This is a genomic window from Galbibacter sp. L-19, from assembly GCF_056857615.1.
Window position 1 is genome coordinate 1 of sequence record NZ_JBSXNL010000034.1, and the last position, 21,104, is coordinate 21,104.

At 33.8% G+C, this 21,104-nt stretch carries 19 protein-coding genes and 1 pseudogene; 6 read left to right on the plus strand and 14 right to left on the minus strand.

Annotated elements, in window-relative coordinates:
• The 4 genes and pseudogenes from AC13CQ_RS03090 to AC13CQ_RS03105 all read left to right on the plus strand — a co-directional run.
• Positions 1-124, plus strand: a pseudogene (locus tag AC13CQ_RS03090) (IS982 family transposase); the annotation flags it as partial.
• A gap of 125 nt (positions 125-249) precedes the next feature.
• Positions 250-765: a type II RES/Xre toxin-antitoxin system antitoxin gene (gene parS, locus AC13CQ_RS03095; RefSeq protein WP_008615916.1), complete on the plus strand. Its 516-nt coding sequence runs from the start codon at positions 250-252 to the stop codon at positions 763-765.
• Positions 765-1,223 carry an RES family NAD+ phosphorylase gene (locus AC13CQ_RS03100; RefSeq protein ID WP_008615917.1) on the plus strand — a complete coding sequence of 153 codons (459 nt, stop codon included), beginning with the start codon at positions 765-767 and terminating at the stop codon, positions 1,221-1,223. The genes parS and AC13CQ_RS03100 overlap by 1 nt, the downstream gene beginning before the upstream one ends.
• A 36-nt stretch (positions 1,224-1,259) precedes the next feature.
• A complete protein-coding gene (locus AC13CQ_RS03105; protein ID WP_157136794.1) occupies positions 1,260-1,400 on the plus strand; it encodes a hypothetical protein in 141 nt (46 codons plus the stop codon).
• 352 nt (positions 1,401-1,752) lie between these two features.
• Here AC13CQ_RS03105 and AC13CQ_RS03110 read toward each other — a convergent pair whose 3' ends face one another.
• The 9 genes from AC13CQ_RS03110 to AC13CQ_RS03150 form a co-directional block, all read right to left on the minus strand.
• Positions 1,753-3,552, minus strand: coding sequence for an acyl-CoA dehydrogenase family protein (locus AC13CQ_RS03110; protein ID WP_008615918.1), 1,800 nt, complete (start codon positions 3,550-3,552; stop codon positions 1,753-1,755).
• Positions 3,553-3,589: 37 nt separating this feature from the next.
• The gene (locus AC13CQ_RS03115; RefSeq protein WP_008615919.1) at positions 3,590-3,943 is read right to left on the minus strand and encodes a four helix bundle protein; all 354 of its coding nucleotides are present in this window, start codon (positions 3,941-3,943) and stop codon (positions 3,590-3,592) included.
• A gap of 38 nt (positions 3,944-3,981) precedes the next feature.
• A complete protein-coding gene (locus tag AC13CQ_RS03120) occupies positions 3,982-5,166 on the minus strand; it encodes an acetyl-CoA C-acyltransferase (protein ID WP_008615927.1) in 1,185 nt (394 codons plus the stop codon).
• A gap of 35 nt (positions 5,167-5,201) precedes the next feature.
• The gene (locus AC13CQ_RS03125; protein WP_008615929.1) at positions 5,202-5,561 is read right to left on the minus strand and encodes a four helix bundle protein; all 360 of its coding nucleotides are present in this window, start codon (positions 5,559-5,561) and stop codon (positions 5,202-5,204) included.
• A 27-nt stretch (positions 5,562-5,588) separates the two neighbouring features.
• A complete protein-coding gene (locus AC13CQ_RS03130) occupies positions 5,589-7,994 on the minus strand; it encodes a 3-hydroxyacyl-CoA dehydrogenase/enoyl-CoA hydratase family protein (protein WP_008615930.1) in 2,406 nt (801 codons plus the stop codon).
• Positions 7,995-8,097: 103 nt separating this feature from the next.
• Positions 8,098-8,550 (minus strand): MarR family winged helix-turn-helix transcriptional regulator, encoded by a 453-nt coding sequence (locus AC13CQ_RS03135; protein WP_008615938.1) that lies wholly within the window; start codon positions 8,548-8,550, stop codon positions 8,098-8,100.
• 192 nt (positions 8,551-8,742) lie between these two features.
• Entirely contained in the window at positions 8,743-10,518 is a 1,776-nt protein-coding gene (locus AC13CQ_RS03140) for an AMP-dependent synthetase/ligase (protein WP_040880271.1), read from the minus strand.
• 229 nt (positions 10,519-10,747) lie between these two features.
• Entirely contained in the window at positions 10,748-14,407 is a 3,660-nt protein-coding gene (gene purL / locus AC13CQ_RS03145; RefSeq protein WP_008615958.1) for a phosphoribosylformylglycinamidine synthase, read from the minus strand.
• A 348-nt stretch (positions 14,408-14,755) separates the two neighbouring features.
• The gene (locus AC13CQ_RS03150; RefSeq protein WP_008615960.1) at positions 14,756-15,439 is read right to left on the minus strand and encodes an SGNH/GDSL hydrolase family protein; all 684 of its coding nucleotides are present in this window, start codon (positions 15,437-15,439) and stop codon (positions 14,756-14,758) included.
• Between the two features lie 72 nt (positions 15,440-15,511).
• Here AC13CQ_RS03150 and AC13CQ_RS03155 point away from each other — a divergent pair, with 72 nt between their 5' ends.
• On the plus strand, positions 15,512-15,985 hold the full coding sequence (locus AC13CQ_RS03155) for a GyrI-like domain-containing protein (protein WP_040880275.1): 474 nt from the start codon (positions 15,512-15,514) through the stop codon (positions 15,983-15,985).
• 1 nt (position 15,986) lies between these two features.
• Here the strand turns inward: AC13CQ_RS03155 and AC13CQ_RS03160 are convergent, their stop codons facing one another.
• Positions 15,987-16,772, minus strand: coding sequence for an endonuclease I family protein (locus AC13CQ_RS03160; RefSeq protein WP_008615965.1), 786 nt, complete (start codon positions 16,770-16,772; stop codon positions 15,987-15,989).
• A 137-nt stretch (positions 16,773-16,909) separates the two neighbouring features.
• Complete coding sequence (locus AC13CQ_RS03165) at positions 16,910-18,121, minus strand: RsmB/NOP family class I SAM-dependent RNA methyltransferase (RefSeq protein ID WP_008615966.1); 1,212 nt, start codon at positions 18,119-18,121, stop codon at positions 16,910-16,912.
• A gap of 325 nt (positions 18,122-18,446) precedes the next feature.
• On the opposite strand from AC13CQ_RS03165, the gene AC13CQ_RS03170 reads away from it, so the two are divergent.
• Entirely contained in the window at positions 18,447-19,481 is a 1,035-nt protein-coding gene (locus tag AC13CQ_RS03170; protein ID WP_008615968.1) for a WD40/YVTN/BNR-like repeat-containing protein, read from the plus strand.
• Between the two features lie 14 nt (positions 19,482-19,495).
• On the opposite strand, the gene AC13CQ_RS03175 is transcribed toward AC13CQ_RS03170, so the two are convergent.
• Genes AC13CQ_RS03175 through AC13CQ_RS03185 form a run of 3 tightly spaced genes read right to left on the minus strand, consistent with a single transcriptional unit; the run spans position 19,496 to position 21,015 of the window.
• Positions 19,496-19,948 (minus strand): hypothetical protein, encoded by a 453-nt coding sequence (locus tag AC13CQ_RS03175; RefSeq protein WP_008615970.1) that lies wholly within the window; start codon positions 19,946-19,948, stop codon positions 19,496-19,498.
• Positions 19,949-19,969: 21 nt separating this feature from the next.
• Entirely contained in the window at positions 19,970-20,479 is a 510-nt protein-coding gene (locus AC13CQ_RS03180; protein WP_008615973.1) for a hypothetical protein, read from the minus strand.
• Positions 20,479-21,015, minus strand: coding sequence for an RNA polymerase sigma factor (locus AC13CQ_RS03185; protein ID WP_008615974.1), 537 nt, complete (start codon positions 21,013-21,015; stop codon positions 20,479-20,481). Before AC13CQ_RS03185 ends, AC13CQ_RS03180 begins: the two co-directional genes overlap by 1 nt.
• Positions 21,016-21,104 lie beyond the last annotated feature (89 nt).

A 21,104-nucleotide genomic window follows, 5' to 3' on the forward strand; every position in this document is an offset into this window, starting at 1 on the left:
TAAATCTTTTGAGGGATTCAAAAACAGAATATTATCTAAGATTACGGCTATGACGGTCATTCAATATATAAACATATTTGAATTCAACAGAAATATCAATAACCTAAAAATCAATATTGCCTAAATGCACAACGGGTTAAACTAATTAGCTCCCCATAGTATTAGTCGCTCGCTGTAATCAGAGAAATACGTCTATAAACTTTGAATGCTTAGACAAAAGTCTTATTTTTGAGTACAAATGTCTAAAGGATGATTACTGAAGAACAAAAAAAAAGTAATATAGAGTTAACGGCTGTAAATAAAGCTATTAAAGTTTATGTCAGAAAAATTGAGAAGTCTAATGATGTTCAAGTCAGAACGGATAACATAACTTATTCAGATTTTTTTGACAATAAAATGCTCATTATTAAGGCTATAAGAAAAGGGATGCCATATGAGTTATTCAGTAAAATAAAAGATATTACACCTTTTTCAGAAGATGATTGGGCTGAATATTTGAATTTGTCTAAAAAAACTTTACAAAGACACCGAAATGACGCCGATTATCTATTTAAACCAATACATACAGAAAAAATAATAGAATTAGCAGAAGTTACAAACTTTGGTAAGGAGGTATTTGATTCTTCTGAACAATTTTATTTATGGTTAAACACGCCTTCATTTGCATTAGGGAATTTAAAACCAGCTGAATTATTAAAAGATTCTTATGGAAAAGAATTAGTTATGGCCGAATTGAATAGAATTGACCATGGAATTTTTGTTTAATGAGAGCTTATAGGTTATCAAAGAAAAAATACGGAACAGAATTAAATGGGAAAGGGGCTGCTAAGTATGGAAATAGATGGAACTCTAAAGGCACAGAGATTATTTATTTTGCAGAGAGTAGAGCATTAGCAATGGCTGAAGTTGCGGTACATTTGACGTTAGCTACCTTACCAAGCGACTATGTAATGATTGAAATTAATATCCCAGATGATATTCAAATAAAATTATTGGAACAAAAAGATATTCCCCAATATTGGAATAGTCACCCACCTGCTATTAGTACTCAGAAAATTGGAGATGAATTTATCGATGCTTTAGATTTTTGTGTCTTAAAAGTGCCTTCAGCTGTTGTTCAAGGGGATTATAATTATTTGATAAATCCATATCACAATAATTTTAAGAAAATAACAATATCAGATATTAAAGATTTTTTATTTGATGAAAGGATATTTAAATAAACTAACAGCAGCAATTCAATATTCAATACAAGTAATATGGAAAAGTATAAAAATAGCAAAGGTTTTGACGATCTAATTGAGATTCAATGTGTAAAAATTGGAACTGAAATTCAAAGTAAATGTGAAGAAGCTGCTCAAATGTTTATCGTGAGTGAAATGCTAAACCAGACAAGATAATAACTTTCAACTGCGTTATTTTAAATAATCATCCGTTTTTAACCTTAATCCATGCGTATACGTAACTAACGTATAAAAATATGTATAAGCCCCAAACGTTTACGTTGTGCAACGTAAAAAAATACGTCTCTAGTTTAAACGCATACGTAACCAACGTAAAAGAATACGTTTAAAACCTAAACGATTACGTTATGCTACGTAAAAGGATCTATTTTGAACGTAAAATCAATAGAATAGTAAAGATGAGTTAGTTTTTTAATAAAGTATCTATTATAAAAAAACGCTCCGATGCCTTCGGAGCGTTTTTGGATAAACAACTAAATCCTAAAACCTGTTGATTTTAGTATCCTCTTTAGAAACAATATTTGTTTTCTGCTGTAACTTTGTCAGCAATTGTATTTCTTAATGCAATAACATTAGGAAGGTTAGCGTATTTTGTAAAGCGTTTTAATCCCATAAGCATCATACGTTGCTCATCTCCTTCAGCAAAAGAAGAAATAGCTTCTTTTCCTTTAGTTTGTATTTTTTCAACAGCGTGGAAAAGATTTAATTTAGCCATAGCTATTTGCTCTTTCTGAGTATCTTCTCCAAAACGCTTAGCATTTTTCTCGGTTCTTAGAATAGCAGATTCTGCCATATAAATTTGGATAAGAATATCAGAAGCTGCCATTAGTAGTTGTTGGTGCTCTTCTAACTCAGGGCCATATTTTTGTACTCCAGAACCAGCAACCATTAAAAAGGCTTTTTTAAGCTTTTCAATCATTTCTTTTTCTTCAGAAAATAATACAGAATAATCTGGCGTATCGAATGATGGAATTCCCATTAACTCATCTTTTACAGCTGTTGCAGGCCCTAAAAGGTCTACTTGCCCTTTCATTGCCTTTTTAATAAGCATTCCTACAGAAAGCATCCTATTAATTTCGTTTGTTCCCTCATAGATTCTTGAGATACGGGCATCTCGCCAAGCCGCTTCCATTGGAGTGTCAGCAGAGAATCCCATTCCTCCAAAAATTTGAATCCCTTCATCAGTAGTGTTTTGGCAATGTTCAGAAACAGCTACTTTTAAAATAGAACATTCAATAGCATATTCTTCTACTCCTTTTAATTCTGCCTCTTGATGAGAGTTTCCTTCTTCTTGACGGATGGCAATTCTATCTTCAATATCTTTTGCGGCACGATAGGCAGCCGATTCATCCACATAGCAAGCAGTAGCCATTTCGGCAACTTTAGATTTTATAGCTCCAAATTTTGAAATTGGAGTTTTAAACTGAACTCGCTCATTTGCATATTTTACAGCTTCGGTAATAATACGTCTTTGTGCGTCTAAACAAGCGGCAGAAAGTTTAATACGCCCTACATTTAACGCATTCATTGCTATTTTAAATCCGTTGCCCCTTTCAGAAAGCATATTCTCTACAGGGACTTTAGTTTCATTAAAGAAAACTTGACGAGTAGAGGAGGAGTGGATTCCTAATTTATGCTCTTCTTCTCCAAGAGAAATTCCATTTTTTGGATCATTTTCAACAATAAAACCAGTAATATTTTTATCGTCTTCAATACGAGCAAACACTATAAAAACACTGGCAAAACCGGCATTAGAAATCCACATTTTTTGTCCGCTTATTAAATAATGCTTCCCATCCTCAGAAAGAACCGCTTTTGTTTTTCCGCTATTTGCATCAGAACCAGCGCCAGGTTCTGTTAAACAATAGGCACCAAACCATTCTCCAGTAGCTAGTTTAGGAACATATTTTTTCTTTTGTTCTTCCGTTCCATAAAGTGTAATTGGCATGGTTCCAATACCTGTATGTGCTCCAAAAGCAGTAGCAACAGATCCTGTAGCACCAGAGATATAATCGCAAACTAGCATGGTAGTAACAAAGCCCATTCCAAGTCCATCATACGCTTCTGGTACTGCAACTCCTAGAAGTCCAAGCTCTCCCGCTTTACGCATCACTTCTTCCGTAAGTGCATAATCTTTCTTTTCAAAACGTTCTTTATTAGGCCAAATCTCACGATCTACAAACTCAATTACAGAATCGCGCATCATTTTTTGTTCTTCAGTAAAATCTTCTGGCGTAAAAATATCTTCAGCTTTTGTTTCTTTTACTAAAAACTGACCGCCTCTTGTTATGTTGTGTTTTGTTTCCATAGTGTTGATTTAAGAATCAAGATTAAAGAGCCATGACTTAAAAATCTAAGTTGGATTTAAATTTTGATATCATTTTTTGAATTTGTGTTATTTTATCTTCTAATATTTCAAGCTTTTCTTTTGTCAAATATCCTTGGTTAAACGCTATTATTAATTGTGTTTCCCATTCAAAAGCAGAGCCTAAGCTGTCTTCTAGATATTTTTTAAAATGTTTATTTGAATTTTTGCTTGTACCTTCAGCTATATTTGATGGGATAGAGACAACAGCTCTATTCATTTGTGAACTTAATGAATATTTTTCTGAGTTAGGAAAGGACTTAGTTAGAATATAATTTTCTTTAACTAAATCCATAGCGTCTATCCAAATTCTTAACTTTTTAAAGTTATGCATATAGCGTCTTGTTTCTAGGGTCTCATAATATCTTTAATCTAATTTAAAAACTCATAAACCCCAGCGGCTCCTTGTCCGGTTCCAATACACATGGTAACAATACCATATTTGCTTTTTCTTCGTCTCATTTCATCAAATAACTGAACAGAAAGTTTAGCCCCTGTACACCCAAGTGGATGCCCTAGAGCAATAGCGCCACCATTTACGTTTACAATATCTGGATTTAGTCCTAGTTTTCTGATTACTGCTAACGATTGTGATGCGAATGCTTCATTTAGTTCTATTAAATCTATTTGATCTAGTTTTAGACCTGCTTGATCTAATGCTTTTGGAATAGCTTTAATAGGCCCAATTCCCATAATTCTTGGGGGTACACCAGCAGCAGTGTAGGAAACTAATCTTGCAATAGGCTCAAGGTTTAATTCTTTTACCATTTCTTCACTCATTACGAGTGTAAAAGCAGCTCCATCACTCATTTGTGAGGAATTACCAGCAGTAACACTTCCTCCTTCAGCAAAAACAGGTCTTAATTTACCTAAAACTTCTTTTGATGTATCTGCGCGTGGTCCCTCATCTGTATTTACGGTGTACGATTTAGTTGCTTTTTTTCCGTTAGCATCTACATAGGTTTCGTCTATAGTAATGGGAACAATCTGATCTTTAAATTTCCCTTCTTTAATGGCATTTAATGCTTTTTGGTGCGAATTAAATGCAAATTCATCTTGGTCTTCTCGAGAGACATTATATTCATTAGCAACAGCTTCTGCTGTTAATCCCATTCCCCAATAATAATCCTCATTACCATTTTTAGCAACTTGATAGTCGGGAACAGGCTTATAACCTCCCATTGGAATATAACTCATGCTTTCTGCGCCTCCTGCAATAATACAATCTGCCATTCCTGCTTGAATTTTAGCCGATGCCATTCCGATAGTTTCTATCCCAGATGCACAATATCTATTAACGGTTACACCAGGAACATCATCAATCTTTAGTCCCATTAATGAGATGAGTCGCCCTACATTTAATCCTTGTTCTGCTTCTGGCATGGCATTTCCTACCATAACATCATCAATACGGGTTTTATCGAGTTGTGGAATTTCATCCAACATAAATTGAATGGTTTCTGCAGCCAACTCATCTGGTCTTTTAAATCTAAACACCCCACGAGGAGCTTTCCCAACCGCTGTTCTGTATGCTTTTACTATATATGCTGTTTTCATTTGTTTTGAATTTTAAATGTTGAATTTTGAATGTGTTAACTGCTTTTATTTGAGGTTATAATAATTTTTGTAATGATATTAATTATATGCTCTATCTCAATTAAATAACTGCTAACATCTATTTTAGTGACATTACTTTCGTTTATAAGTCGTAACCAATATTTAGTTTCTCTAGCTTCTTTTGATGCTATAGACATTTTATGAATAAAGTCTTTTTTTGACTGTGCCGCTGTGGCTTCTTGAATATTAGCTCCAATGCTAGTTCCAGATCTTATTAATTGTTTTGAAAGAACAAACTCATTTTCTTCTTTTGTAAGTTGATTAAAAAGGGAAATAATGCTTAGAGCAAATTTGAAAGACTTTTCAGCAATGATATTTTCCTTTTTAGCGGTCATTTAAAATTTATAATTCAAAATTCATAATTAATTTCTAAGAGGTTTTCCTGTTTTTAACATGTGCTGAATACGTTCTAATGTTTTACGTTCGGTACATAACGATAAGAAAGCTTCTCTTTCTAAATCTAGTAAGTACTGTTCTGATACTTTGGTAGCTTCAGATAAATCGCCACCTGCCATTACATAGGCTAGCTTATTTGCTATTTTTTTATCGTGTTCTGAGATATAATGTCCAGCATTCATGGAGTCTGTTCCAACTAAGAACATTCCTAATGCTTGTTTTCCTAGCACTTTAATATCGTTGCGTTTTGGAGGTTGTGTATAGCCAGCTTCAGCCATTAAAACGGCGTGTTTTTTTGCTTCTGCTATTTGTCGGTCTTTATTTACAACCACAATATCTTTTCCTTTCTGAAGTAAATTCAAATCAAAGGCTTCGTATGCTGAAGTAGAAACTTTTGCAGTTCCTATGGTTAAGAAATGCTCACGAAGCACATTAGTTTCAACATCATCTTTTCTAAAGAGGTCTGAAGCTCTAAGCGTCATTTCTTTAGAACCTCCACCACCAGGAATTACACCTACACCAAACTCCACAAGTCCCATATAAGTTTCTGCTGCCGCTACCACTTTATCGGCATGTAACGAAAGTTCACAGCCGCCTCCTAAAGCCATACCATGTGGCGCAGAAATAGTTGGAATACCAGAGTATCTCATACGCATCATGGTATCTTGGAACATTTTAATAGCCATATTTAACTCATCATATTCTTGTTCCACAGCCATCATAAAAATCATCCCGATATTGGCTCCTACAGAGAAATTTGCGGCTTGGTTTCCAACAACTAAGCCTTGGAAATCTTTTTCAGCTAAATCTATTGCTTTATTAATTCCTGCAAGAACATCGCCTCCAATGGTATTCATTTTAGATTGAAATTCTACATTTAGAATTCCATCTCCTAGATCTTCAACAACAACTCCGCTATTTTTCCAAACTTCGTTAGATTTTCTGATGTTATCTAAAATGATAAAGGCATCTTGACCAGGTTTTTTTACTTGTTTTTTAGAAGGAATGTCATAATAATAAGTAGCTCCGTCTTTTACAGAATAGAAAGAATTACTTCCGCTAGCTACCATTTCTGTAACCCATTTTGCAGGTTCTTTTCCTTCAGCTTTTATTAATTCAATTCCTTTTTCAACTCCAATAGCATCCCATATTTCAAATGGCCCGTGTTGCCAGCCAAAACCAGCTTTCATGGCATCGTCAATTCGGTATAGTTCATCAGAAATTTCAGGAATTCTATGTTGAACGTAAGCAAACAGCGAAGCGAAGTTTTTTCTGTAGAACTCTCCAGCTTTGTCTTTTCCGTTAACAAGAATAGGAAATCTATCTGCAACTTTATCAACGGTCTTAGTTTCTTCTAGCGTAGCAAATTTTGCTTTTTTACTTTCGGTATATTCCATGGTATCGAGATCCAAGGATAGGATTTCACTTTTACCATCGTCTCCTTTTACCTTTTTATAAAAACCTTGACCAGTTTTACTTCCAAGCCATTTATTATCCATCATAGTTTGGATAAATTCTGGAAGTTTAAATAGATCGTGTGCCTCGTCTTCTGGGCAATTCTCATAAATTCCATTTGCCACATGCACAAGCGTATCTAAACCAACAACATCTACGGTTCTAAAAGTTGCCGATTTTTGGCGACCAATAACAGGCCCTGTAAGTTTATCCACTTCTTCTACCGTCATTCCAAGTTCTTTTACTTGATGGAATAAACTTTGAATTCCGAATATTCCAATACGATTACCAATAAAGGCAGGAGTATCTTTAGCAAGAACCGAAGTTTTTCCTAGGAATTTCTCGCCATACATCATTAAAAAGTCTACTACTTCTTTTTTACAATCTGGACCAGGAACTACCTCAAAAAGTTTTAAATAGCGTGGCGGATTAAAAAAGTGAGTCACCGCAAAATGTTCCTGAAAATCTTTACTTCTTCCTTCATTCATAAAATGAATTGGAATCCCCGAAGTATTAGAAGTAATAAGTGTTCCTGGGGTTCTATGTTTTTCTATATTCTCAAAAACACTTTTTTTAATATCTAATCTTTCCACAACAACCTCAATAATCCAATCTACATCTTTAATTTTAGAAATATCATCTTCCAAATTACCTGTAGAAATTCTACTAGCAAATTTCTGGTTGTAGATAGGAGAGGGCTTCGATTTTAAAGCTGAAGTAAGATTATCGTTTACCATTCTGTTTCTTACCGCTTTATCTTGAAGGGTAAGACCTTTTGCTTTTTCTTTGTCGTTTAATTCTCTTGGTACAATATCAAGCAGTAAAACTTCAGCGCCAATATTTGCAAAGTGGCATGCAATCCCACTTCCCATAATACCAGAACCAATAACTGCAACTTTTTTGATTATTCTTTTCATCTGTTTATATTTATTATCTTTTAAAGATCAGATAGAACATTTATTTAATCATTCTGCTGTGTGCATAGAATTAATCATAAATGTTTTATTCTCTGTATTGAAATTACTTTTTTGAAACGTTTTCTTTATATATTTTCTTTTCTGAAATAAATTCATTGATTACATCGATAACATTATAAAAACCTTGTAAATCCGAATCGGTAACATGGTCTCTAATGGTTTCGTTAAACTTCAAAACAACTTCTTTAGAGTAGTCTCTTTTTTCTTTTCCAAAATCGGTAAGACATATAAGAACTCCACGTCCGTCTTTTGGATTAGGTTTTCTAATGATAAGACCTTTTTCTTCCATGCTTTTTAGGGTTCTAGATAAGCTAGTTCCTTCCATTCCCATTTTTGGGCCTAATGCTGTAGAGGGAGATCCCTTTTCTGGGTCGATGCTTAGAAGTGTAAAACCAGTAGCCATTGTGCTATCTTCTTTTCCAGCTTCTTCATTATACATTTTAGCAACAGCTTGCCAAGTTGCTCTTAATGCGTAATCTATAGTTATATCCTTCATTTTCTTGTAGTGGTGAAATCAAATATACAAATATTTTATTATGCATGCATAGTAAAATAAGGTAAAATTTGTTAAATCACAAAGTGAAGGCGTTTAAAATATTAAGGTAATAAAAAAACTCCCCAAAAAAGGAGAGTTTAATAAAAATTTATGTTAAGATTCTGTTACTCAATTGCTGAGTATAGAAGGGATCTATTTATGATCATATATCTTATTGTATAAATCGCTATATTTTTCTTTTATAATTCTTCGCTTTAATTTTAGTGTAGGAGTAAGGTGTCCATCTTCAACACTCCATTCATCTGGAGTAAGTTCAAACAATTTAATGCGTTCCCAACGTCCAAACTTTTCATTGTAGTGGTCTACTTCTTCTTGTATTCTTTTAATAACCTCAGGGTTGGCTATCATTTTTTTATAGTCACCATTTACTTCTATGTTATGTCGTTTTGCCCATTCTTCAACAAATTCAAAATTTGGTTGGATAAAAGCTGCTGGCATTTTTTCTCCCTCTCCAATCACCATAATCTGTTCTATAAATCGTGATTGTTTCATTAGGTTTTCAATTAATTGAGGCGCAACATATTTACCTCCAGAAGTTTTAAACATTTCCTTTTTACGGTCGGTAATTTTTAAGAAACCGTCCTCATCAATTTCTCCAATATCTCCAGTATGGAAATAGCCACCTTCCATGGCTTCATTTGTTTTTTCTTCGTCATTGTAATACCCCATCATAACATTAGGCCCTTTACAAATAATTTCTCCGTCTTCTGCAATTTTAACTTCTACCCCTGGAAGCATCTTTCCTACAGTCCCTATTTTCCATCCTCTATTTTTCTGGTCATTTACAGAAATAACAGGAGAGGTTTCTGTTAATCCGTAACCTTCCATAACAGGAATTCCAGCTGCTCCAAACACTCTAGATAGACGAGGTTGTAATGCGGCACTCCCAGAAACCATTACTTTTAAATTCCCACCTAAACCTTCTTGCCATTTACTAAAGATTAGCTTTCTGGCTATACTTAATTGGAACTCATACCATGCACCATTGGCTCCGTAGGGCTCAAATTTATGTCCTAATTCTATCGCCCAAAAGAATAATTTCTTCTTAATTCCTGTTAAATCTGCTCCTTTTGCGTAAATCTTATCATATACCTTTTCTAGGAGTCGTGGAACTACTGTCATAACATGAGGCTTAACCTCTTTAAGGTTGTCACTCATTTTATCAATAGATTCAGCAAAGTATATTTTAATTCCGCAATGTTGGTAGAGGTACACAACCATGCGTTCAAAAATATGGCAAATAGGTAAGAAGCTCAAAGCAACATCTCTAGGGTCTAACGGAACCCGTTCTTCACTTGCTAAAACATCTGAAACTATATTTTTGTGAGAAAGCATTACACCTTTTGGTCGCCCTGTAGTTCCAGAGGTATATATAATTGTAGCTAAATCTTCTGTAGTTACTGCCTTTTTTCGAGCTTCTACTTCATCTTGATTGCTTTTATCGTCTCCTAAGGTTAAAATTTCTTCCCAATTCTTAGTATTTGGAATGTCTCCAAAAGCATATACCTCTTTTAATGTAGGAACATTCTGCTTGATAGCATTTAGCTTCTCCAAGATCTCATTATCAGAAACAAAACAATAAGAAGCTCCAGAATGATTTAAAATATACTCATAATCTTCTTCTGAAATAGTAGGGTAAATTGGTACATTTTGGGCTCCTATTTGTAAGATTCCAATGTCTGCAATATGCCACTCAGTTCTATTTGTGTGTGTAATAACTGCAATTTTTTCATTAGGCTGAATACCTAAACGCAATAAACCTCTGCTGAATTGATTTGCTTTGTCAACATATTCTTGAGAAGAAGTATGTACCCATTCGTCTCCATATTTTGTTGAAAAGGCAATATCTAAATTATATTTTTCCAATTGATAGTATGGAAAATCAAACAAACGAGTTACTTTCATCATAGCTTTATATATGTTATTACTCACAAAGTGAGTCCCAAATTATTGAGATAGAGTGTACAGAAATACATCGGGACACTTTTTTTGTTCACTTAAAAGTCGAAAATATGACTTTTCTGAGATTGGTTACTGAATTGCAAATTATGAAATTTGCGGACTATTTTCAAAAGAACTCATAAAAAAAGGAGTTGATTGTTGGCAACTCCTTAATTATATATGATTTAAAACAGAATTATTTATTTTCTAGCCATTTTTTAGCATTTATAAAAGCTTCTAACCATGGAGAAACTTCATCTTTTCTTCCTTCAGGGTAATGTGCCCAGTTCCATTGAAAAATAGAACGTTCAAAATGTGGCATGGTAACCAAATGTCTACCATCATCTGAAACTAACATAGCCGTGTTGAAATCCGATCCATTTGGATTTGATGGATAGCCTTCATAACCGTATTTAGCAACTATATTGTAATTGTTTTCTTCTAGAGGGAAGCTAAATTTACCTTCACCATGAGAAACCCAAATTCCTAATTTACTTCCTTCTAAAGTAGAAAGCATGATTGAATTATTTTTCTGAATTTCTACGGAAGTAAAAATGCTCTCGTGTTTACCACTTTCGTTATGAAGCATTTTCGGTTTTTGAGTATGGTTAGGATTAATTAATCCTAATTCAACAAAAAGCTGACAACCATTACAGATTCCGATAGAAAGTGTATCTTCTCTTTTAAAGAAATTCTCTAGCGTTTGTTTTGCTTTGTCGTTGTATAAAAATGCTCCAGCCCAACCTTTGCCAGAACCTAAAACATCTGAATTAGAGAAACCTCCAACGGCGCCAATAAACTGAATATCTTCTAGCGTTTCACGCCCCGATATTAAATCGGTCATATGCACGTCTTTAACATCAAAACCTGCTAAATACATAGCATTTGCCATTTCTCGCTCAGAGTTACTTCCTTTCTCTCTAATAATAGCAGCTTTTGGTCGTTTTCCACTAACCTCAGGTAGTTTCCCTGTAAACTGTTTAGGAAATTTATAGATTAATGGCTGATTTTTATAGTTGTTATAACGTGCCTCTGCAACGTTATTTTGTGTTTGTTTTTGATCTAATAAGAAAGAAGTTTTATACCAAACATCTCTTAACTGACTCACGCTAAAAGAAAAACTATCATTGTTATTTATTATTTGTAAACGATCGCCTTCTAGTGGAGCTCCTATTTTATGGAAAGCAATTCCAGCTTTAGCAAGGGTTTCTTCAACAACAGTATTTTCTTTCGCTTGGAAAACAATACCAGCATTTTCATTAAACAATAATTTTATAGAATCTTTTTCCCCAATAGCAGACAAATCTAGTTGTGCTCCCAAATTAATATCAGCAAAACACATTTCTAATAGGGTAGTTATAAATCCACCACTAGCAACATCATGTCCTGCAAGAATTTGATTTTCTTTTATTAATGCCTGAATTGTATTGAAAGCTGTTTTTAAATTTTCAGCACTTTTAATAGTTGGAACATCATTTCCAACGCTGTTTAGTATTTGTCCGAAAGAAGAACCTCCTAATTTTAAGTTGTCATTAGAAAGGTTGATGTAATAAATACTTCCTCCATTTTTCTGTAAAACAGGCTCAACTACTTTTGTAATATCACTACAATGTGCTCCAGCAGAAATAATTACAGTTCCTGGAGAAATAACTTCTTCATTAGGGTATTTTTGCTTCATTGAAAGCGAATCTTTTCCTGTAGGGATATTAATTCCTAATTCAATAGCAAATTCCGAGCATCCTTGTACAGCTTCATACAAACGAGCATCTTCCCCTTCATTTTTACAAGGCCACATCCAGTTAGCAGACAAAGAAACCGATTTTAAACCTTCTTCTAAAGGAGCCCATACAATGTTAGTAAGCGATTCTGCAATAGAATTTTTACTTCCAGCAACAGGGTCGATAAGCGCAGAAATAGGGGAGTGCCCAATAGAAGTTGCCAAGCCTTCTTTTCCTTTAAAATCGAGTGCCATAACCCCACAATTGTTAAGAGGTAATTGTAAAGGACCAGCACATTGTTGTTTTGCAACACGTCCACCTACACAACGGTCGACTTTATTTGTAAGCCAATCTTTACAAGCCACAGCTTCCAGTTGGAGCACCTGCTCTAAATAGGATTGTATATTTTCAATGCTATAAGAAGCATCTTTATAATTTCTTTTTATGGTTTTATCGGTCATGATAGTTTTTGGAGAACTTCCAAACATATCTTCTAAAGCCAAATCCATTGGTTTATCTCCTTTGGTAGCCGATTCAAAACAGAAAACATCATCGCCAGTTACCTCTCCCACTTCATACATTGGAGAACGCTCTCGCTCTGCAATTCTTCTAAGTTTTTCGGTATGTTCTTTAGCAATAACAAGCCCCATTCTTTCCTGACTTTCATTACCGATAATCTCTTTTGCAGAAAGTGTAGGATCTCCAACAGGTAATTTATCAAGGTCAATTTTTCCTCCAGTATCTTCAACAAGCTCAGAAAGACAATTTAGGTGCCCACCAGCGCCATGATCGTGGATGGAAACAATTTCGTTTTCATCACTTTCAACCATTCCACGAACTGCATTTGCAACACGCTTTTGCATCTCTGGATTGGAACGTTGTACTGCATTTAATTCAATACCGCTGCTAAACTCACCAGTATCGGCAGAAGAAACCGCAGCTCCTCCCATCCCAATTCTATAATTTTCTCCTCCAAGAACAACAATTTTATCGCTTGCTTTTGGAGTTGCTTTTAAAGCTTGCTCTTCTTTGCCGTAACCAATACCTCCAGCAAGCATTATTACTTTATCAAACCCAAGTTTACGAGCTTCTTCTTCATGTTCAAAAGTAAGTACCGAACCAGCAATTAGCGGTTGTCCAAATTTATTTCCAAAATCGGAAGCTCCATTAGAAGCCTTAATCAATATATCGATAGGGGTTTGGTAAAGCCAATTACGTTCTTCCATAGCTTTTTCCCATGGTCTATTTTCTTCTAAGCGGGAATAAGAAGTCATATAAACCGCAGTTCCTGCTAAAGGTAAAGAGCCTCTCCCACCAGCTAGACGGTCGCGAATTTCTCCTCCAGCCCCTGTAGCAGCACCATTAAATGGCTCTACTGTAGTAGGGAAGTTATGTGTTTCTGCTTTAAGAGATAAAACAGCATTGAATTCTTTTTCTTGATAAAAATCAGGTTGATCGGCAGTCTTAGGAGCAAATTGAACTGCTTTTGGGCCTTTTACAAAAGCAACATTATCTTTATAGGCAGAAACAATTCCGTTAGGATTTTCTTCGGAAGTTTTTCTAATCATTTTAAATAATGAAGTCGGCTTTTCTTCTCCATCAATCACAAAAGTTCCATTGAAAATTTTATGACGACAATGTTCTGAATTTACTTGAGAGAATCCAAAAACTTCAGAATCGGTTAATTTTCTTCCTAGTTTTTCAGAAAGTTCATTTAAATAATCTATTTCTTCATCATTTAAAGCCAAACCTTCTTGTTGGTTAAACAAAGCAACGTCATTAATTTCCTTAATAGCTTCCGGCTCAATATTGATATCGAAAATATGTTGATCTAGGCTATTGTATTTTTGTGAGAGCATCGGGTCAAAATCTACCGTATCACTCGAACAGGCATGAAATTCTTCAATTCGTATAATCCCCTCAATGCACATATTCTGTGTAATCTCAACAGCATTTGTACTCCATGGAGTAATCATTGCTGCACGCGGACCAATAAAAAAAGCGTCTACAGACGCCGCTTCGATTTGTGGCTGATCGCCAAATAACCATGATAATTTAGTTATATTTTCTTGTGAAATTTTGCTGTTTGTTTGAACGGCAAATACCTTGATTTCTGGGTTTCCGAAGAAAAGGATCATACTTTGTTGTGTTTGTGTCTTAATGATTACAGACGTCTGTTTGAATTAAAGCGCAAATTTAAGAAATTACTTCTTATTTTTTATCGTAATAATGAAGCATTTATTATTGGGAGGGAGACAAAATATAAAAAGCAATTTTATATTCTCTTTTTGTGTGCTTAATTTATATAAGTATTCTTTTGAGTTTGTTAAGAGTTTACATCAAAATGTTCTTTATGCGCTATAAATATTGTCCACAAATTCACAGATATTTAGCATCCCTTCTATGGGAAAAGATATATTTGTGAATCTGTGGTAAACATACTTTATAATTTGCTAAAGGTTTCTTCAACTTTATGTGTAAAGTGGTTATTTTAAAGCTTTTTTAATACCTTCTTGCACCATTGGTTCCATAATATCATAGCCTTTAGATGTTGGGTGAACCCCATCCGAAGCTAATTCCTCACTGAGTCCTTTTTTATCGTCGACCATAGCAGTGTAATAATCAACATAAATAATAGAATTCTGGTTGGCGTAGGCTTTTAGCATTTTGTTAAGTTCAATAACTTTTTCAGTTGGATTGATATGTTCTCTCCACGGAAAATGATTGGCAGGAAGTGTTGAGCAAATTATAGGAATAATATTGTTTGCCTGTGCAAGTTCTACCATCGAAATTATATTACCATAAACATCTTCAAGCTCAATTGGGCCTGTGTTTTCGGCAATATCATTGATTCCTGCTAAAAATGTAACAGCTTTTGGTTTGAGGTCTATAACATCTCGACGGAATCTTAACAACATCTGAGAAGTTGTTTGTCCGCTAATCCCTCTGTCGATATACGGATTGTTTTCAAAAAAATCGGGATGCATATTTTTCCATCCTTCTGTAATAGAATTTCCCATAAAAACAACCAGATTTTCGGTAGCGTCCGGGGCTAGTAATGCTTTGTTTTCAGCAGCATATTTTTCGAAATTGGCAAATTCAACTGCCGTTTGTTGAGCATAGCTATTAATTCCTGAAAGGATGCAAACTAAAAGGAGAATATTTTTCATTTTTATAAATTTTGGTTAATGTCTTTTTCAAATATAAGGAACCTATTTATCTTTGAGAGATACATTTTTATTATGGAATATAGAGTTGAAGTTTTAGAAGAATATTTTTTGGTAGGAAAATCACTGTCAATGTCAATCCTTGAAAATAAAACAGCACTGTTGTGGAAGGGTTTTATGCCTGAACTTAAGAAAATTAAAAATATAATTTCTGAAGATTTATTTTCAGTAGAAGTTTATCCAACAGATTATTTTAATGAATTTGTGCCTCAAAAATCTTTTGAAAAATGGGCAGCCGTAGCGGTAGGGAGTTTTGATGAACTTCCAGCAGATATTAAACAATTACGTGTTCCTGAAGGGAAATATGCGGTGTTTAATTATAAAGGAAAATCTTCCGAAGCATTTAAACTCTATCAATATATTTATGGAGAATGGCTTTCTTTATCGGGAAACTCTTTGGATAATAGACCTCACTTTGCAGTAATGGGAGAAAAATATAAGAATGATGATCCGTCTTCAGAAGAAGAAATTTGGATTCCTATTAAATAGATTACCAATTATTAGCTGCCTGAGGTCCGCCCCACACTAAAGTAGCTAGAAAAGGATTGTCTATAAAAGGATTCCTGTTACCTTGAATTTTTTCAATTTTATTATTTCTATCGATTTCAAAAGTTGAAACAGGGTCTTCTGCATTCCATTTTAGAAAGAGTTCAATACTTCCAACGTCTTTTATAGATTCGTTATAGCGGAGGTTTAAATACAAAATCATTCTTGCCACATCTCCTTTCCATTCATCTCCAGGAAACCAACTTTTATATTCTAGTTTGTAGCTCCCGCTACCGTCAATAAATTTATTGTTACTTCTACGAGTATTCACGGTTTGGTCGCAAACTCTTAAATGATGTAAATCGCCTTTAGCGGTATTTTCAATTAGCGATTGTGGATATACATGTTCGGTATTAAAAGTCTGTTTTTTATATGGATTTTTTCCTGAAACATATTCTTTCCAATACCGTTCTTCTCCAGAATATATTAAAACTACATTTTTATTGTTTGTAGGGCTGGCGTCAATGTCGTACAAAAAATTATGGCGTTCTCTATAGGTTAATATATTGGTGTGCTTTGCAATTGTTGTGGTAGCTAAAGCTTCATACAACTCAATACTTCTTAAGCTAAAATCTATGTCTTTATAATAGTTTTTTAATTCCTTCGGAATAGAAAGCAAAGTAGAATCTTGGTTTGGATTAACCAAAACTACTTCTGCTGTTTTAAGCGAATTTTGCTTGCAACCAAATGCTGAAATTATAAGGAATAGAATTGAAAACTTTTTGAGCATAAAAAGAAGAATGTTAAAAGTTTTTAAAGTTAAAGAGTTATGTTGTTACAGGGTTTAAGGAAAAATTACTTTACTGAACACTGAACACTGAACACTGAACACTGAACACTGAACACTGAACACTGTCAACAATTAGTCTATTTTTTCTCTAAAAGTGCCATATAGAAACCGTCAAATCCACTTTCAGAGGCTAATACTTTTTTATCTTTTACAAGCTTGAAATCTTTTCCATTTTCAGACTTTAAAAAGCTAGCTACTTGGTTTTGATTTTCTGATGGAAGAATTGAACAGGTAGCATAGACTAATTTTCCTCCTGATTTTACCATTTTAGAGTAATCGTTTAAAATCTGTTGCTGTGTACTTTTTATATTTTCAATAAACTCAGGCTGTAACTTCCATTTAGCATCTGGATTTCTACGTAAAACTCCAAGACCGCTACAAGGAGCATCTATAAGCACACGATCCATTTTATCATGGAGTTTTTTAATAACTTTAGTAGAGTCTATTTCGCGAGTTTCTATATTATGAGCTCCATTTCTTTTAGCTCTTCTTTTTAACTCTTTTAATTTATTTCCATAGATGTCTAAAGCTATAACCTGACCTTTATTATCCATTTTTGAAGCCAAGTGTAACGATTTTCCTCCAGCTCCAGCACAAGTATCTGCAACTCGCATTCCTGGTTGAACATCTAGAAAATCGGCAACCAATTGAGAAGAGGCATCTTGTACTTCAAAGAATCCATTTTTAAAAGCTTCAGTTCTAAAAATGTTTCCGCGCTCTTTTAATTGCAATGCATCAGGGTAGTCCTTAAGGGGTAAAGTTTCTATCCCTTCATCCATTAACAAATCTTGTAAAGCAATTTTGGTAGTTTTTAAGGTATTTACTCTAATAATTACATCTGCTTGCTCATTTAAGGCATGTAATTCTTTTGTCCAAACATCATTTCCTAACTCTTTTTCCCCTACATTATCTAACCAATCTGGAATGGATTCACGGTATTTTCGAGTTTTAGAAAATTCATCAAATCGACCTTTTATTTTTCTAGAAGGAGTTCCCTCTAATTGTTTCCAATCTGGAAGTTTAATACCTTTAAGTGTAGCCCAAACAGCAAAAATTCGCCATAAATTCTCTCTAGTAAAGGGTTCTTTTACTTCAGCAATTTCAGCGTATAATCTTTTCCAACGAACAATATCATAAGTTGTTTCAGCAACAAAACCTCTATCTCGAGATCCCCATCTTTTATCGCGTTTAAGAAGTTGTTCAACAACTTTATCGGCATATTTATTTTCATTAAAGATAAGATGAAGCCCATCGATTACGGCAAATACAAGATTTCTGTGAAGACGCATAAAATTCTATTTTATAAAAAAGAATCATTTAAGGTATTTCTTAGCAATGATTCTAGTACTTTTTTTAATCTCTATAAAGAGTAATTCTTCGAAGTTGACCTTGAGTTGTACTAAAGGCTTTGCATCGAAATATAATATTTTTTGTTTGTATAACTCGAGGGGTTGTACATATAGCTTAGTATGGACAACTCTCGAAATAGTTATTTAAAAAACTCAAGGTGTTTACAAATAAAAATAGTTACAAAATTTGAGTCTAAAAATAATTATTTGCAAAGGTATTGCTTTGTAAGGGATAAAACTTATTTTTAGAGCAAAATATATTGTTTTGAAGAAAATATTTATTGTTTGTTTATTGCTGATAGTTTCCTGCGGAAAGGAACAGTTTACACCTCATAACTATACTAAAGTGGAAGTGGAAGAGATTTATTCGGATTCGGTAAGTATCCGTGCAATTACTCTTATGCAAGGAAATTTAGGATTTGCGGGTTCTAATAATACTTTTGGAATTTATAATGCTTCGGAAGGGAGTATGGTAACTCAAAAAATGAAATTAGATTCATTAAAACTTGAGTTTAGAGCAGTAGCGACAACTAATACGGATTTTTATATGATGAGTGTTGGTAGTCCAGCTTTACTTTTTAAAACGGGCGACACAGGTAAAATGGAGGTTGTTTATAGAGAGAATCATAAAGCTGCTTTTTATGATTCAATGCAGTTTTGGAATGATGATGAAGGCATTGCTATGGGCGACCCAACCGACGGGTGTTTGTCGGTTATTGTAACTCGAGATGGTGGAAAAACATGGAATAAATTAAACTGTAATGTTTTGCCAGAAGGTGTAGAAGGAGAAGCAGCTTTTGCGGCTAGTAATACTAATATTTCTATTGTTGATAATCATACTTGGATAGCTACTGGAGGTAAAAAAGCACGAATTTTTTATTCTCCAGACAAAGCAAAAACATGGCAAGTTTTTGATACGCCAATAGTGCAAGGAGAAGCTACTCAAGGAATATATTCAGTCGATTTTTATGATGAAATGAAAGGTTTTATTATTGGAGGAGATTATACCAAGCCAGATGAAAATAAAGCAAATAAAGCGGTTACTACAGATGGAGGTAAGACATGGAATTTAGTTGCAGAAGGGCAAAATCCAGATTACCGTTCTTGCGTACAGTATCTTCCAGGGAGAGAAGCAAAAGAGCTTGTAACAGTAGGGTTTAATGGAGTTTCTTTCTCTAATGATGCTGGACAAACTTGGCAGCAACTCTCTGATGAAGCTTTTTATACCATCCGTTTTATAGACGACAGTACTGCGTATGCCGCAGGTAAAAATAGAATAGCAAAGTTGAGGTTTAAATAAGTAGCGTTTTATTTTTACTCTTTATTACGATGGTATTCTTTTCTTAAACGATCTAAAAGTTTTCTGTTAAAGTCGTCTTCTAATTTTTTTAGGAGGATGATTTTTTTTGCTGAAAGTACAGTTTCTAAATTAGCAACAAACTTTTTATTAAGTTCGAACTCGTTTTTCTCGATTTCTTCTAATTTTTTCAATAGAACTTTAGCTTCCTCTTCGGAAAGATTTTCAAAACCTTCTTCTTTTAATTGATGCTTAATCTTTTTATATTCTAAGTATTTAACTTTATGCATTTCTTCAAAATAAGCATTGTAGATAGGCCAAAACTTTTCGGCTTCCTGAGAAGAAAGTTCTAAATTATCGGTTAAGAATGCTATTTTAAGCGATTTTATATGGTCTTTTTTACTGCCTTTTTGTGCATTAGATTTAAATGCAAAAAGGCATAGTAGTATAAGAAGGATGTATTTTTTCATTGCTTTTTTGTGTAAAAAAAATTATTTATTTTCTGTAATAGTTCCTCCATAGGTATTCATATTTTCTTCTAAATAATCAAAAATATCATCCTCATTAAGGGCACTTGACATATCAATTTCAGAAAGCGAGACATCATTAAAAGCTTCCGTAATTTCGAATGTATTTAAGGAAAAATAACCCTCGTCAATATATGCGTCAATTTCTGATACTGCTATTCTGTTTATCTCAGTATTATTCTGTTTTGAAAGGGTATTGTTAATAAAAAATCCAATAACAAAAATAGCGGCAATACCAGCGGCATTATAGAACCAAGACATTTTTATAACTTTCGTTTTCTTCTTCGGAAGTACTTTAGATACAATGCTAGTTTCTAAGGTGTCAAAATAACTTTCAGGAACTTTAAAACCACTTTCTTTAGGAAGCATAGTTTTTGAGGTTATGCTATCAGACAAATGGTTTTCGAACTCTGAAAAATAGTTTTCAGGAACTTTAAATCCACTCTTTTTCATATGTAGTTTATCTTTTTCCATTAATCTTTTAAAAATGCTTCAATCTTTTTTACGGCATGATGGTAGGAGGCTTTTAATCCACCAACAGAGGTGTCTAATATTTTAGAGATATCTTCATATTTCATCTCCTCATAATATTTCATGTTAAATACTAAACGCTGTTTTTCTGGTAAACTAGCAATTGCTTGCTGTAGTTTTAACTGAATTTCATCTCCATCAAAATAAACATCAGCTTTTAGATTTTCAACCAAAAAGCTTTGTAATTCTTCACTTGAAGTATTAAAAATAGTAGCTTTTTTCTTTAAAAAACTGAGCGCTTCATTCGTTGCAATTCTATATAACCAAGTGTAGACAGCGCTTTCTTCTTTGAAAGAATTAATGTTTTGAAAAACCTTAATAAAAGTGTTTTGCAATACATCATCAGTGTCATCGTGGTCTAAAACAATTCTACGAATATGCCAATACAAACGCTCCTTGTAATTGGATACAAGCTCACTGAATGCTGTTTCTTGTGTGGCAACATTCTTTAAGTTTTTAATTAAAATATCTTCTTGCAATAGCGTTTATTTAACTCTTAGACTCTAAGTTATGAAAAAGGTTTAATTTGAAGGTGGATTTGTTTAAAACTTAAATCCCTCATTGAGGG